Raw genomic sequence first — 14,178 nt, 5'->3', positions numbered from 1 at the left:
CCATGACCGCAACGGCGCCCGGATACCTGTTGCGTGACTGCACGGTCGTCGACCCGCTCGCCGAGGCCCCATTGCGAAACGCCGCCGTGTGGGTCGAGGGCGACCGGATCAGGGAGGTGGGCACCGGCCCCGCTCTCGCCGCCCGTGCCCGGGCGGCGGGCTGTGTGGAGCTGGACCTGGCGGGCGCGTACGTCACGCCAGGGCTGATCAACATGCACACCCACTTCTCGTTGTCGCTTCCCGGTGCGCTCGGGGAACGCGTCAAGCGCATGGGCGCGCACGATCTCGCGCTGTACATGGCCGACGGCGCCCGAAGGACACTCCACAGTGGAGTCACCACGGTACGGTGTGTCGGCGAGAAGGACCACGCGGACTTCGCGCTGCGCACGGCGATCGACTCCGGGTTCGTGCCGGGTCCGCGCATCTTCACCGCGGGAAGGGCGCTCACCTGTACCGGCGGGCACGGTCACGGATCGTCCGGCGCGTTCGAATGCGACGGCGCCACGGAGTTCCGCCGGGGAGTGCGCACGCAGATCAAGGCCGGTGCCGACCTGATCAAGGTGATGATCTCCGGCGGCATCTCGGGCAGGCACGAGGCCATCGACACCCGGCAGGTGACCACGGAGGAGCTGTCCGCCGTCATCACCACCGCCCACGAGTGGGGCCGGAAGGTGACGGCCCACGCCGGTCCGTGGCCGGTGATCCGGGAAGCGGTGGAGCTCGGGCTGGACTGCGTCGAGCACGGATACGAGCTGACCCGGGAGCTGACCGGCCTGATGGCCGAGCGCGGCTGCGCCTACGTGCCGACGCTCGTGGTGACACGGTGCAAGGAGTTCTTCGACGAGCTGGGCGTTCCGGAATGGATGCAGCAGCGGTCCCTCGGCGCGGGGGAGCGGCACCTCCAGAGCTACGCGTGGGCGCTGGAGGCCGGGGTCGAGGTGATGCTCGGCAGCGACATGCCGCCGTTCTGGAGGTTCGAGGGCACCAGTGCCGCCGTGCGGGAACTGGAGTACATGGCTTCCGGAGGGCTCGGGACCCGCGAGGCGCTGCGGGCGGCGACGATCACGCCCGCGCGCTGGCTGGGCGCCGGTGACGTGCTGGGCTCGGTCACCGAGGGCAAGTACGCGGATCTGCTCGTCCTGGATGAGGACCCGCTCGCCGACACCTCGGCGTTCCGGTCGATCTCGATGGTTTTCCGGGGCGGCGAGGTGGTCCGGGACGACCGGGCCCGTGCGGTCGCGGCACAACGGGAGCCCGCCGCACTCGGATAGTCACGGGTTGGGCGGCGTCACCGACACGACGAACTCCGCGGGCCGCTTCCCCGTGTTGACGTAGCGGTGGGGCAGGCGGGAGTCGAACGTGACGCTCTCGCCCTTGCCCAGCGTATACGTGCCGCCGCCCACCTCGACCGTGATCGTGCCCTCCAGCACGAGCGTGCACTCCGTCGACGCGTGACCCCACGGCTCGTCGCAGGTCGCCTCGCCGGGGGCGAGCTGGCCGAGCAGCACCTCCAGGTCGCCGCGTCCCGGGGTGAGCCGGTCGTAGAGCAGGTGGCCGTTGGACCGGCGCAGCTGCGGGCGGTGGCCCGGCCGCGTGACGTGCACGGTGGGCGCGTCGTCGGAGAACATCTCCGCCAGCGACGTACCGAAGGCCCCCGCGAGCTTGCGGATCGTGGTCAGGCTCGGGTCGGTGGTGCCGTTCTCGATCTGGCTCAGCAGACCGGGAGTGACCTCGATGCGTGCCGCCAGTTGCCGCAGCGTCAGCCCGCGCTCCTTGCGCAGGTCCCGAATCCGGTTGCCGAGCACGGTGTCGCCGTCCTTTCGCTGGTGCGGTTGTCCGATAGTGCCCTATTCGGAGCCAACCGCGGAGCATTCGGCGCCAGTTTACTCAAGATAAACACGCGTACACCTTGACTATACTTCCGCGGCGGGTTTGACTCCGATGTCTCCGCTCGGCGAACTCTTCCGGAGGAAACATGCCCCGTCGGTTCCGAGTCCCCGCCCGGCGCCGTCGGCTGCTCGCCGCCGTGTCGCTGGCCGCCGTCGTCACGTGCGTGCTGAGTGCGTGCACGGCAGGCCGGGCCGGTTCGGCGGCGAGAGACAACACCCTCGTCGTCGACACGTCCTTTGTGTACAAGACACTCGACCCCGGGATGGTGTACGAGCAGACCGGTTACCTGGCCGTGCACGTCCTCTACGAGTCGCTGCTCACCTTCGAGGGCGGCGACGTGACCGAGCCGAAGCCGGGCCTGGCGGAGTCGTACGAGGCCTCACCGGACGCCACCCGGTTCACCTTCACGCTGCGCGAGAACGCCACGTTCTCCGACGGCACACCCGTGACCGCCGAGGACGCCGAGTTCTCCCTGAACCGCCTCGTGAACCTCAAGGGCAGCACGTCCGCGTACTTCGCCGATCTGGACATCCGTGCCGTCGACGACCGTACGGTGCGCGTCACCTCGCGGGCCCCGAACCCGAACGTGCCCGTGCTCATGGCGATGCCCGCCGCCTCCATCGTGAACGCGGACGTGGTCGCCGAGCACGGTGGGCGTTCCGACGAGAGCGCCGCGTCGCAGGATCGCGCACAGTCCTATCTGGACCAGAACACCGCGGGCAGCGGGCCTTACGTGCTCGAGCGGAACCAGCCCGGCGAGCAGCTGGTGCTCACCGCCAACGAGAACTACTGGGGTGACAAGCCCGGCTACGCCCGGGTGGTGATCCGGAACATGGAAGCGCAGAACCAGAAGCTGACCCTGACCCGGTCGTCGAGCCCGGAGATCGCGCTCGACATCGCGGGCACGCTGCTGGAGGGGCTGCCGCCCTCGCTGACGGTCTCGCAGCAGCCGGACACGTCGTACTTCTCGTTCGTCAACACCGACCCCCAGGTCTCGCGGGTGGGCTCGCGACCGGAGTTCGTCAGGGCCGTGCGCGCGGCGCTGGACTACCGCGGTCTCGCCGAGCTGTTCGGCAGCCGCAGCGGACCCGCCCGCGGACTGATCGCACCCGCGTACCCCGGCACGCTGCCGAAGCAGGACACGCTCCGCCAGGACCTGCCGCTGGCCAGGAAACTGCTGCGCGACGCGGGCCTCACCGACCCGGCCATCGAGTTCATCTACCCTGCCATCACCTACCGCGGCGTCGACCTCGGCACGATCGCCACCAAGGTGCAGGGTGACGCGGCCAAGGCGGGCATCACCATCGAACTGCGGCCCCTGCCGATGAACTCGTTCCTGGAGCAGTACCGCGGCGGCAAGGCGCAGATGGGCATGACGCCGCAGGCGCTGACCTACCCGAGGGCCGACTCGATGGTCCGCGTGATGTCGCCCGGCGGCGTCAACGCCGAGCGCATGAACTGGACCGAGGACAAGGCGTCCGCCGACGTGCTGTCGGCGACGGACGACTTCCTCGCCGCCACCACCGACGAACAACGCAACGCCGCGGTCGTGCGCTGGCAGCACGCGATGTACCGCGATGCGCCGTACGTGCTGCTGGGCAACAACTCGGGCACGGTCGTGAGCACGCCCGAGGTCAGCGGAGCCGAGTACACGCCGGCCGGCTGGATCGTCGACCTGGCCGCCGTCCGGCCCGCTTCCTGAGCGTGCCGACCCGGGAGGAGAACCCGTGACCACAGTGGAAACCAGCGCGCCGCCCGCGCGGCGCCCGCGCGTACCGCCGATCGTGCGCTACCTCGCGCGGCGGCTCGCCATCGCCGTCGGCCTGCTGTTCGGCTCGACGCTGATCGGCTTCCTGCTCGTGCAGGCCGTTCCGGGCGACCCCGTGGCCGCCAACCTGTCCGACGAGGCGCTCGGTGACCCGGCCGCGGTGGCGGCGTTCGAACAGCGGTGGGGTCTCGACGAACCGCTGCCCGTGCAGTACCTGACCTACCTCCGGAACCTGGTGCAGGGCGATCTCGGCACCTCGCAGCACACCGGCAGGCCCGTGGTCGAGGACCTGCTCGACCACATCCCCGCGACGCTCGAGATCGCACTGCCCGCGATCCTGCTGTCGGTCCTGCTCGGCATCGGCATCGGCATGTTCGCCGCGCTGCGGCACGGCAGGGCCGCCGACCAGGCCGTGCGGATCGGCTCGCTGCTGGGGCTGTCGACACCGCCGTTCTGGCTGTCCCTGCTGGCGCTGTACCTGTTCTTCTTCGTGCTCGGCCTCTCCCCGGGCGGCGGACGGCTCAGTCCCGAGTTCTCCCCGCCGCCCTCGGTCACCGGGCTCTACCCCGTGGACGCCCTGCTCGCCGGTGACCCGATGCTGGCCTGGGACGCCGTGCAGCACGCGGCACTGCCCGTGCTCGTGCTGACCCTCGTCACCACCGCGACCCTCGTCCGGTTCGTCCGCTCGGCATTGCTGGAGGTGCTCCGCAAGGACTACATCACGGCCGCGCACGCCAAGGGACTGCCGCCGCGCACGGTGCTGTTCCGGCACCTGCTGCGCGCCGGCCTCGTGCAGATCATGACGATGGCCGGGCTGACGTTCGCCTCGATGCTCGCCGGCACGGTGCTGATCGAGAGCGTCTTCGCCTGGCCCGGCCTCGGCAACTACGCCTACACCAGCGCCAGCGCTCTCGACCGGCCCGCGATTCTCGGCGTGACCCTGTTCGTCGCGGCGACCTACATCCTGATCAACCTGGTCGTGGATCTGCTCTACGGCCTCGCCGACCCGAGGATCCGCCTCTCATGACAGCGACCGTCCTGCCCCGGTCCGGGGCCCGCACCCGGCGGCACCGCGTCTGGCGCCAGCCCGTCGTGGTCACCGCGCTCGTCGTCCTCGCCGCGTGGCTCGCGGTGGCCGTGCTGGCGGGCTGGCTCAGCCCCTACGACCCGCTCGCGCAGAGCGCCGACATCTACGCACCGCCGTCGGCGGCACACCCGTTCGGCACCGACGAGCTCGGCCGCGACGTGCTCAGCCGCGTGCTGCACGGTGCCCGGCTGTCGATCCCGCTCGCGCTCGCGATCGTGGCCGGAGCACTGCTGGTGGGCGGGTTGCTGGGTCTCGTCGCCGGCTACCTCGGCCGGGTCGCCGACGAGATCATCATGCGCGTCACCGACCTGGTGTTCGCGTTCCCGCAGATCATCCTCGCGATGGCGGTCACGGCCGCCTTCGGGCCGAGCGCGACCAACGCCGTGCTGGCGCTCGTGATCGTGTCGTGGCCGGTGTACGCGCGCGTCATCCGCGGTGCCGTGCTGAGCATCCGCGGCGAGAACTACCTCTCCGCCGCCCGGATGCTCGGCGTCGGGCCGGTGACGGTGCTCCGCCGCGACGTCATCCCGAACAGCGTCGGTCCGGCCATCGTGCTCGCGACGCTCGAGCTCGGCAACGCGGTGCTGCTGCTCGCCGGCCTGTCGTTTCTCGGGCTCGGCCCGCGCCCGCCCGCACCGGAGTGGGGCGCGATGGTGGCGCTCGGCTCCAACGACATCAGCATGTGGTGGGTCAGCGTGTTCCCCGGCCTGGCGATTCTGACCGTGGTGCTGGCGTGCAACATCCTGGGCGACGCCATCCGCGACCGGTTCGACCCCAACCTCGTGGGAGGCCGCTGACATGAGCGACGAACTGCTCGCCGTGGAGAATCTCGCGGTGCGCCTGCCCGGACCCGACGGCCCGGTGCCGGTGCTCAACGACGTCTCTCTGACCGTCCAACGCGGACAGATCGTCGGCATCGCGGGGGAGAGCGGCTCTGGCAAGAGCATGACCGCCCGGACCCTGCTCGACCTGCTGCCCTCCGGTGCGGAGGTGTCCGGCACGCTGCGGTTCGACGGTGCCGAGCTCGACCACCGCGACCGCAAGGCGATGCACGCGGTACGCGGGCACGGCATCGCGATGGTGTTCCAGGACCCCACCGCCGCACTGCATCCCATGCTCAGCATCGGCAGGCAGCTCACCGAGCACATGCGCGTGCACCTCGGCCTCACCCGCACGCAGGCGAAGGCGCGGGCGATCGAGCTGCTGGAGCAGGTTCGCCTGCCCGATCCCGGGCGTGCCCTGCGGTCGTACCCGCACCAGTTCTCCGGCGGGCAACTGCAGCGCATCGCCATCGCCTCCGCGCTCGCCGCCCGGCCGAAGCTGCTGATCGCCGACGAGCCGACGACCGCGCTCGACGTCACCGTGCAGGCGGGGATCCTCGCCCTGCTGGACTCGCTGCGCTCCGAGTTCGGGCTGAGCGTCCTGTTCATCACCCACGACCTCGGCGTACTGGCCTCGCTCGCGACACACACGTGCGTGTTCCAGCACGGCCGGGTCGTCGAGTCGGCGCCGACGGCGCGGTTGCTGCGCTCGCCCGGCCACCCCTACACCCGCGCGCTGCTCGCGGCGCGCGCCGAGACGGCGGAGGTGCCGCGATGAGCCTGCTGGAGCTGACCGACATCGCGGTCGAGTACCGGCCCGCGGGCCGTCACCGGGTCCGGGCCGTCGACGGCGTGTCGCTGACTGTCCGGCCGGGCGAGATCGTCGGCCTGGTGGGCGAGTCCGGGTGCGGCAAGTCCTCGCTCGCGAGGGTCGCGGCGGGGCTGTCCGCGCCCGCGGGCGGCGACGTGCGGTTGCGCGGCCAGCCGGTGACGCCACTGGGCTGGCGCAGGCGCCGGCGCGCGGAGATCGGTCTGCAGATGGTGTTCCAGAACCCGTACTCGTCACTCAACCCGCGGCGCACGGTGCTGAGCCAGCTGCTGGACGGGGTGCCACCCGACGTCGGTCGCGGGCAGGAACGGGAACGGTACGCGCTCGGCCAGCTCACCCGCGTCGGGCTCGACGAGTCGGCCGCCACGCGGTTCCCGCACCAGTTCTCCGGCGGGCAGCTGCAGCGCATCGCGATCGCCAGGGCACTGGTGGCCCGCCCGGACGTGCTCATCGCCGACGAACCGGTGACCGCCCTCGACGTGTCGTCACAGGCACAGGTGGTGGAGGTGCTGTCCCAGCTGGTGCGGCAGCTCGAGGTCGGGATGCTCTTCATCTCGCACGACCTCGCGCTCGTGCGCAGGCTCGCCGACGTGACCGCGGTGATGTACCTCGGCCGCATCGTCGAGGCCGGACCGACCGAGCAGCTGTGGCGGGACCCGAAACATCCGTACACACGGGCACTGATCGAGGCGATCCCCAGCGCGGACCCGGACGCCGGGCTCCCGCGCGCGCTCGCGGGCGAGGTCGGCGACCCCGCCGCCGTGCGCACCGGATGCCGGTTCCGGGCCCGGTGCCCGCGGGCGTTCGCCGCCTGCGCCGACGAACCGGAACTCGCGGGCGACGACCACACGGTCGCCTGCTGGCTGGACAACGACGACACGGGAAGGGCGGCATGACACAACCGGACATGAGCTTGTGGGATCTGCGGGTGACCGTCGAGCGCATCGAGGGGCGCTCGGTGTGCGGGATGGACGTGGGCGACTACTTCGAGCTGACCAACAGCGCGGAGCTGCGCATCCCCGAGGGCAAGCACTTCTGCCTGTACGCCCTGCAGGCCGCGCTGCCGCTGTTGCCGGCGAAACAGCGCGATCTGCCCCAGGGGGACTGGCTCGAACGGGACTGCCACGTGGCCTGCCCGGACCCCGACGAACGGCTCGTCATGCGCGTCGATCGCACGCGGCGGTGCGACCTGCGTTCCGGCGACCTGACATGAGGGAGGTGGAGATCGGGCTCGGCCTGCAGAGCAACCTCTCGCTTCCCGAGTACGCGCGGCTCGCGACGGCCGCCGAGGCCCACGGCATCGACGTGCTCAGCGTGTTCGCGGACCTGCTGTTCCAGCCGCCGCTGCCCGCGCTGCTGGAGATGGCGAGGGTCACCGGCAGGGTGCGCCTCGGCGCGGCCTGCTGGAACCCGTACTCGATGCATCCGTACGAGATCGCGGGCCAGCTCGCGGCGCTGGACTCCGCCTCGGACGGGCGCGCCTACCTGGGGCTGGCGCGGGGAACGTGGCTCGGCGACATCGGGCTCACGCAGCCGCGCCCGCTCACGCACCTGCGTGAGGCGGTGCAGTTCATCTACCGGCTGCTCGCCGGAGACGGTGCCGGCTTCCGGGGCAAGGTCTTCGAGCTGGCGCCCGGCGTCGCACTGCGCTACGAGACACACCGGCCCGACCCACCGCTGCTGATCGGCGCGTGGGGTCCGCGGGCCGTCGCGATGGCGGGCTCGCTCGCCCAGGAGATCAAGATCGGCGGCACCGCGAATCCCGCGATGCTGCCCGTGATGCGGCGGCGGCTCGAGCCGGGGGAGCGGGCGGCGGGACGGGAACCCGGCGAGGTTCGCATCGTCGTCGGCGCCGTCACGGTCGTGGACCTCGACGGCGCGGCCGCGCGACGCCGCGCGCGCCGGGAGGTCGCCATGTATCTCGGCGTCGTCGGCGATCTCGATCCCACCGTCGACGTTCCGCACGAACTGCTGACGGACATCAAGGCGCGCGTCGCCGCCGGGGACCACGACGGCGCCGGTTCGCTGATCTCCGACGAGCTGCTGGACCTGTTCGCGTTCTCCGGTACGCCCGACCAGGTGGCCGCGCAGGCGCAACGGCTCATCGACGCGGGCGCCGGCCGCGTCGAGTTCGGTACCCCGCAGGGGCTCGACACGCTGCGCGGGATCGAGCTGATCGGGAGCAGGGTCGTGCCCGCGCTCGACCGGTCCGCGGGGCGAGGATGACGACGACACCGTGTTGGAGGCCGTAATGGACCGTTCCGTGCTCACGCGCCCCGCGCCGGAGCCCGACCGCACGCTGCGCTACGGCGACGCGCCCGAACACGTCGCCGATGCCTGGCTGCCCGGCACAGCCCGGTATCCGCTGCTGGTGTTCATCCACGGCGGGTACTGGACGCCGGAGTACGACCGCACGCACACGCGCCCGCTCGCGGCCGCGCTGCGCGAGGACGGCTGGCCGGTGCTGTCGATCGAGTACCGCCGCGTACCGGGCGAACCGGACGATCTGGTCGCCGACGTGCGGGCCGCGCTGGCGGGGCTGCCGGGGCGGCTGGACGCGTCGGGGGTGGTGCTCGCCGGGCACTCCGCGGGCGGGCATCTCGCGCTCTGGGCGTCGTCGGTCTGCCCGCCGCCCGGCCTGCTCGGAACACTGGCGCTCGCCCCGGTCGCCGATTTGATGCTCGGGCACCGGCTCGGGCTCGGGGACGGTGCGGTGGCCGCGTTCCTGGGCGGGCCGCCGGACGAGCGCGCCGACCTCGATCCGGTGCGGCTGGCGGCACCGCGGCGACCGGTCGTGCTCGTGCACGGCGCCGAGGACCGGCTTCCGGTCGCGGTCAGCGAATCCTATGTGGACACGCATCCGGCCGCGAAGCTCGTCGTGGTGCCGGATGCCGCCCACTTCGAGGTCATCGACCCGCTCAGTGCGGCCTGGCCGGCGGTGACGGCGGAGCTGGTGGGGCTGGCCGCGCTCCGGGCGTGACGGAGGACCTCCACGTCGGAAGGATCCGGTGTGGACGTTGACCGATGCCGTCACATCCGCCAGGTAAGTGACTCGTTTTCGGTCGGCGCAGGGAGCTGTTAGCCTCGGCTGGCCCGATTCCGCTGGGTGTCGGAGCGAGTTCGCAGGGGGTGAGGCGACATGGGGGAGTGTGGTCACGGCCGTTGGCGAATCGGTGACCGGGTGACGTACCTCGTCGCCCGTCGTCGCGATTGGAGTCGCGTGTGCCGCCGGGTGAAATCGCCCGGTTCGGCCGCGGATCGCGAGCCGAGCTGGGTGCAGGCGGAACGGATCGTGGATGTCGAGGGGGCATCATGAACGGAGAACGGGCGCGGGGGACGACGCTCGGCGGGGAAGGGGAGCCGACGCCGCTGTTCGACCAGATCGTCGGCCGTCATGGCTGGCCGCTCGCCGACGGGCCACAGCCGCGCACCGTCGCGGGCGAGGGGGACGAACCGGGCGACGTGGTGGCCTCCGCTGCTGCTGCCGGGTCACCCGCGGCGCCTGTCCGCGAGTAGCGACCTGGGCGTCGGCGCCCGGGCCCGGTGACGCCGACGTTTGGGCGGAGCCCACCGGTACCGCGCCCGCGAGGCGCGGGTTGCCAGTAAGTTGAGCGGCGGAAGCTGGCACGGGCGCCTGAGGGTGGGCATGCAGTCCGGGCAGCGGCTGGGCGCACTTCGCGTGCCACGGCTACAGCGACCCCGCCAACCCGTCCGACAGCAGGCTCGTGCTGCACGACCACGCCCGCTCACCGTTGCGCGTGCTCGACCTCTCCCGGCTGCGCCTGCCCGGCGCGCGGTTCGCCTACCTGTCGCCTGCGAGACCGCGCGCACTTCCGAGAGCCTGTCGGACGAGGCGATCCACCCGGCGGCCGCGTTGCAGATCGCGGGTTCTCCCAGGTCGTCGGCACGCTTTGGCGCATCGACGACGTCGTGGCTCCCGCGTCGACCCGGCAGGCCCTCAGGGACGCCTCTCCGAACCTGCCGTCACTGTGAGCCGCGCACGTCTACTTCGGAGCGTGAACGGGCCGGGACTACTGGTGCCGCAGCGTGCGGTAGGTGAAGTCGGTCAGGTAGTCGTTGAGCTGCAGTGACGCGTCGGTCGCCTTGGTCTCGTCGCCGTGGCAGATCGCACGCAGGATCTGCCCGTGGAGATCGGCCGCCTCGTGCAGCTCGGTCTTCGGGTCGCGCAGGTGGGCGAACCAGAACCGGCGGGACAGTCCTTGCAGCGGCGCCATCGACAGCGAGATGAACTCGTTGTGGGCGGCGTCCACGATCAGCGTGTGGGTCTGCTTGAGCAGGTCCCCGAACTCCTGGGGGTCGTCGCCGTCGAACGCCGCGAGGACCTCGGCCAGTTCGAGGATGCGTTCGCGCTGTGCGGTCGTGGCCCGGTGCGCGGCGAGCCGCACCGCCAGCTCCTCCAGCGAGCGGCGCAGTTCCAGCACCTTGAGCTGCGCCTCGATCGACGTGGCCGCGACGAAGACGCCCTGGCTCGGGTGGATCTCGACCATCCGTTCGCGGGCGAGCCGCTGCAGGGCCTCGCGCACCGGGGTGCGGCCGAGGCCCGTGCGCTCCATCAGCCGCGCCTCGGACACCAGTGAACCCGGTGGAAGCTCCTGGAACGTGATCATCCGCTCCAGCACGTCGTAGGCCTGGTCGGCCTTGTTCGCCACGGTCCGCCTCCTGCTCGCTGTCCGGTTGCTCTGGACATTACCCGGACCGGTCATGTACAACCGGCATATGACCAATATATCGGTGTGGTCGCTCGCGGACACCCACCCTGATCAGGGGCTCGACGTGCTGGCCGAGGTCGACGTGCTCGTGGTCGGGGCCGGGGCGGCGGGCGTCGCGGCCGCCACGGTCGCCGCCGAAGCCGGCCGGTCGGTGCTCATCGTGGAGCGGTACGGCTTCGCCGGTGGCGCGGCCGTCGCGGGCATGTCCGGCACGATCTGCGGCCTGTACCTGGCGTCCGAGAGCCACCGCGAGCCGCGGCAGGTCGTCGCCGGGTTCACCGAACGTTTCCGGAGCGAGCTGCTGGCCCGAGGTGGACTGACCGGACCGCAGGTGTACGGCAAGACCTGGACGGTCGCGCACGACCCGTTGCGGTGGCGCGAAACCGCCGACGACCTGCTCGAGCGGGCCGACGTCAAGATCCTGTACCACACCGCGGTCACCGGCGTCGTCCTCGACGGTGACGCACACCGCGGTGTCGTGGTCGAGTCGAACGCCGGCCGCGCGGTGATCCTCGCCGCGCGCACGATCGACGCCTCCGGCGACGCGGCGGTCGTTGCCCGCGCGGGCTACCGCTACACCTTCGGCGACGGCGGCGTCATCCAGAACCCCACCATGTTCTTCCGGCTCGGCAACGTCGATGTCCGGCGCTTCAAGGAGTTCTACGGCGAGGACACGATCTGCCCGCCGTACGTCACCGAGGCGATCGACCAGGCGCGCGCGGAGGGCATGGACCTGCCCCGCCGCAAGATCTGGATCTTCACCACCTCCCGGCCCGGCGAACTGCTCGTCAACGCGACCCGGCTCCAGGGCAGGGACGGGCGGCTGCTCAACGTCATCGACCCGGCCGACTTCACCGAGGCCGAGGTCCTGGGACGCCGCCAGGTGCGCTCCTACGCGCGGTTCCTGACCGAGCGGATCCCCGGCTGCGAGGACGCCTTCGTGCTCGACACCGGCGTCGAGGCGGGCATCCGCCAGACTCGGACGATCACCGGTGTCGAGCGGCTGACCAACCACGACGTGCTCGCCGCCCGCAAGCGCCCTGACGGGATCTGCCGGGTGCCCTGGCCCATCGAGCTGCACGCCGGCGAGAAGCCGAAACTGACCTGGCTGCTCGACGACTACTACGAGGTGCCCTACGGAACCCTCGTCCCCGAACGCGGCGAGAACGTCATCGTCGCCGGGCGCTGCCTGAGCGCCGAGCACGAGGCACTGGCCTCCGCGCGGGTCACCGCGCAGTGCTTCGAATACGGCCACGCCGCCGCGATGGCGACGCTGCTCTCGCTCGACAAGGACGTGGCCTATCGCGAGCTCGACGGACGGGACGTCCGCGCGTCGATGGCGGCCAACGGAAGCGCCCTTTCCCCTTCCTGACAGGAGAAACCACCATGGATCGGCTGCGAAGCAACTTCGAGCCGGGCACCACCCGCTGGGCGGTGCGGCGCGCGCAGTGGAGCGCGATGGGCATCAGCGCCGAAGACCAGCGTAAACCCAAGATCGCCGTGGTCAACACGTCGTCGAAGCTGTCGGTGTGCTTCGCCCACCTCGACGACGTGGCCGAGGTCGTCGCAGGCGCCGTGCGGGAGGCCGGCGGGCTGCCGCTGGAGATCCGCACCACCGCGCCCAGCGACTTCGTCACCAGCGCGGGCCGCAAGGCGCGCTACCTGATGCCGACGCGGGACCTGATCGTCAACGACGTCGAGGCGGCCGTCGAAGGCGCCCAGCTCGACGGCATGGTGCTGTTGTCCAGCTGCGACAAGACGACGCCGGCACACCTGATGGCCGCGGCGCGGCTCGACCTGCCCTCCGTGCTCGTGATCGGCGGCTACCAGCGCGGCGGCACCTTCAGCGGGTGCACGGTCGACATCGACTCGGTCTACGAGTCGGTCGGCGCGGTCGCCTCCGGCCGGTTGAGCGTTGACGAGCTGGGGGAGATGGCCGACAACGCGATACAGGGCCCCGGGGTGTGCGCCGGACTGGCGACGGCGAACACCATGCACGTGCTCGCCGAGGCACTGGGCATGACCATGCCCGGTTCGGCGCCGACCCGCGCGAACTCGGAGTCGATGCTCGAACGCGCGGCCGCCGCGGGCCGGCGGATCGTCGAGCTCGTCGGCGAAGGGCTCACCGCACGGCAGGTGCTGACCACGGCGGCCATCCGGAACGCGGTGGAGGTGGCGCTGGCGCTGGGCGGCTCCGTCAACTGCGTCCGGCATCTCGCGGCGGTGGCCGCCGAGGCCGGGCTGGACCTCGACGTGGTGGGGTCGTTCGAATCGCAGGGACGCGATGCCAGGCAGCTCGCCGCGATCCGTCCGAACGGGACACACCAGGTGTGGGACCTCGACCGGGTGGGCGGCGTGCAGACCGTCCTGCGGGCGCTGGAGCCGCGGCTGCACACCGGGGCACTGACGGTGTCCGGGCGGACGGTGGCCGAACTGATCACCGAAGCGTCCGACGTGGACGGTGACGTGGTGCACCCGCTGGACGAGCCGATCGCGGAGGAGCCCGGACTGCTCATCCTGCGCGGGTCGCTCGCGCCCGATGGTGCGATCGTGAAGGTCGCGGGCGTGGGCGCCGCGCGCCGCCAGTTCTCCGGGCCCGCCAAGGTGTTCGCCGGTGAGGACGAGGCGATCACTGCGCTGGGCGACGGCGAGATCGTTCCCGGGCACGTCATCGTGTTGCGCGGCATGGGCCCGCGAGGTGGCCCCGGCACGGTCTTCGCGGCGAGCTTCGTGGCCGCGCTCAACGGAGCCGGGCTGGGTGGCCAGGTGGCCGTGGTGACGGACGGCGAGCTGTCCGGGCTCAACCACGGTCTCGTCGTCGGGCAGGTCATGCCCGAAGCGGCCGACGGCGGCCCGCTGGCCGGCCTGCGCGACGGCGACGTCGTCGCGATCGATCTCGACGCGCGGCGCATCGACGCCGAACCGCTCCGCGACGGAGCGCCCGTCACCGCGGGAGACCCGGCGTCCGAGCACGGCTGGCTCGGCCAGTACGCCGCGCTCGTCGGCCCGATCCAGCGCGGCGCCGTCCTGCGCCGCCCCTGACCTCCCCGCCA

At 71.7% G+C, this 14,178-nt stretch carries 15 protein-coding genes; 13 read left to right on the top strand and 2 right to left on the bottom strand.

The window, feature by feature from the left end:
* Positions 1-2: 2 nt before the first annotated feature.
* On the top strand, positions 3-1,271 hold the full coding sequence (locus BA062_RS15720) for an amidohydrolase family protein (protein ID WP_110336936.1): 1,269 nt from the start codon (positions 3-5) through the stop codon (positions 1,269-1,271).
* On the opposite strand, the gene BA062_RS15715 is transcribed toward BA062_RS15720, so the two are convergent.
* Complete coding sequence (locus BA062_RS15715; RefSeq protein ID WP_110336934.1) at positions 1,272-1,805, bottom strand: cupin domain-containing protein; 534 nt, start codon at positions 1,803-1,805, stop codon at positions 1,272-1,274.
* A 170-nt stretch (positions 1,806-1,975) separates the two neighbouring features.
* Between BA062_RS15715 and BA062_RS15710 the strand changes: the two genes are divergently transcribed.
* From BA062_RS15710 to BA062_RS15665, 10 genes are all read left to right on the top strand, one after another.
* The gene (locus BA062_RS15710) at positions 1,976-3,592 is read left to right on the top strand and encodes an ABC transporter substrate-binding protein (RefSeq protein ID WP_110336932.1); all 1,617 of its coding nucleotides are present in this window, start codon (positions 1,976-1,978) and stop codon (positions 3,590-3,592) included.
* A gap of 25 nt (positions 3,593-3,617) precedes the next feature.
* The gene (locus BA062_RS15705; protein WP_210406855.1) at positions 3,618-4,685 is read left to right on the top strand and encodes an ABC transporter permease; all 1,068 of its coding nucleotides are present in this window, start codon (positions 3,618-3,620) and stop codon (positions 4,683-4,685) included.
* Positions 4,682-5,542 (top strand): ABC transporter permease, encoded by an 861-nt coding sequence (locus BA062_RS15700; RefSeq protein WP_110336928.1) that lies wholly within the window; start codon positions 4,682-4,684, stop codon positions 5,540-5,542. The genes BA062_RS15705 and BA062_RS15700 overlap by 4 nt, the downstream gene beginning before the upstream one ends.
* 1 nt (position 5,543) lies before the next feature.
* A complete protein-coding gene (locus BA062_RS15695; RefSeq protein ID WP_110336926.1) occupies positions 5,544-6,344 on the top strand; it encodes an ABC transporter ATP-binding protein in 801 nt (266 codons plus the stop codon).
* Positions 6,341-7,291 carry an ABC transporter ATP-binding protein gene (locus BA062_RS15690; RefSeq protein WP_110336924.1) on the top strand — a complete coding sequence of 317 codons (951 nt, stop codon included), beginning with the start codon at positions 6,341-6,343 and terminating at the stop codon, positions 7,289-7,291. Before BA062_RS15695 ends, BA062_RS15690 begins: the two co-directional genes overlap by 4 nt.
* A gap of 11 nt (positions 7,292-7,302) precedes the next feature.
* On the top strand, positions 7,303-7,608 hold the full coding sequence (locus BA062_RS15685; protein ID WP_245959834.1) for a TIGR04076 family protein: 306 nt from the start codon (positions 7,303-7,305) through the stop codon (positions 7,606-7,608).
* Positions 7,605-8,621: an LLM class flavin-dependent oxidoreductase gene (locus tag BA062_RS15680; protein ID WP_110336920.1), complete on the top strand. Its 1,017-nt coding sequence runs from the start codon at positions 7,605-7,607 to the stop codon at positions 8,619-8,621. Before BA062_RS15685 ends, BA062_RS15680 begins: the two co-directional genes overlap by 4 nt.
* A 25-nt stretch (positions 8,622-8,646) precedes the next feature.
* Complete coding sequence (locus tag BA062_RS15675; RefSeq protein ID WP_110336918.1) at positions 8,647-9,375, top strand: alpha/beta hydrolase family protein; 729 nt, start codon at positions 8,647-8,649, stop codon at positions 9,373-9,375.
* Positions 9,376-9,707: 332 nt separating this feature from the next.
* Entirely contained in the window at positions 9,708-9,911 is a 204-nt protein-coding gene (locus BA062_RS15670) for a hypothetical protein (RefSeq protein WP_110336916.1), read from the top strand.
* Between the two features lie 209 nt (positions 9,912-10,120).
* Positions 10,121-10,486, top strand: a complete 366-nt coding sequence (locus tag BA062_RS15665) for a hypothetical protein (RefSeq protein ID WP_245959833.1) — start codon at positions 10,121-10,123, stop codon at positions 10,484-10,486.
* Here the strand turns inward: BA062_RS15665 and BA062_RS15660 are convergent.
* Positions 10,427-11,065 carry a GntR family transcriptional regulator gene (locus BA062_RS15660; RefSeq protein WP_110336914.1) on the bottom strand — a complete coding sequence of 213 codons (639 nt, stop codon included), beginning with the start codon at positions 11,063-11,065 and terminating at the stop codon, positions 10,427-10,429. The two genes, BA062_RS15665 and BA062_RS15660, sit on opposite strands and share 60 nt — an antisense overlap.
* A gap of 52 nt (positions 11,066-11,117) precedes the next feature.
* Between BA062_RS15660 and BA062_RS15655 the strand changes: the two genes are divergently transcribed.
* Positions 11,118-12,497 (top strand): FAD-dependent oxidoreductase, encoded by a 1,380-nt coding sequence (locus BA062_RS15655; RefSeq protein WP_110336912.1) that lies wholly within the window; start codon positions 11,118-11,120, stop codon positions 12,495-12,497.
* Positions 12,498-12,511: 14 nt separating this feature from the next.
* The gene (gene ilvD / locus BA062_RS15650) at positions 12,512-14,167 is read left to right on the top strand and encodes a dihydroxy-acid dehydratase (RefSeq protein WP_110336910.1); all 1,656 of its coding nucleotides are present in this window, start codon (positions 12,512-12,514) and stop codon (positions 14,165-14,167) included.
* The last annotated feature ends 11 nt before the right edge of the window (positions 14,168-14,178 follow it).

This window comes from Prauserella flavalba, assembly GCF_003202235.1.
GTDB lineage: Bacteria > Actinomycetota > Actinomycetes > Mycobacteriales > Pseudonocardiaceae > Prauserella_A > Prauserella_A flavalba.
Note: the sequence above shows the minus strand (reverse complement) of the source record. Positions and strands in the feature narration are given on the sequence as shown.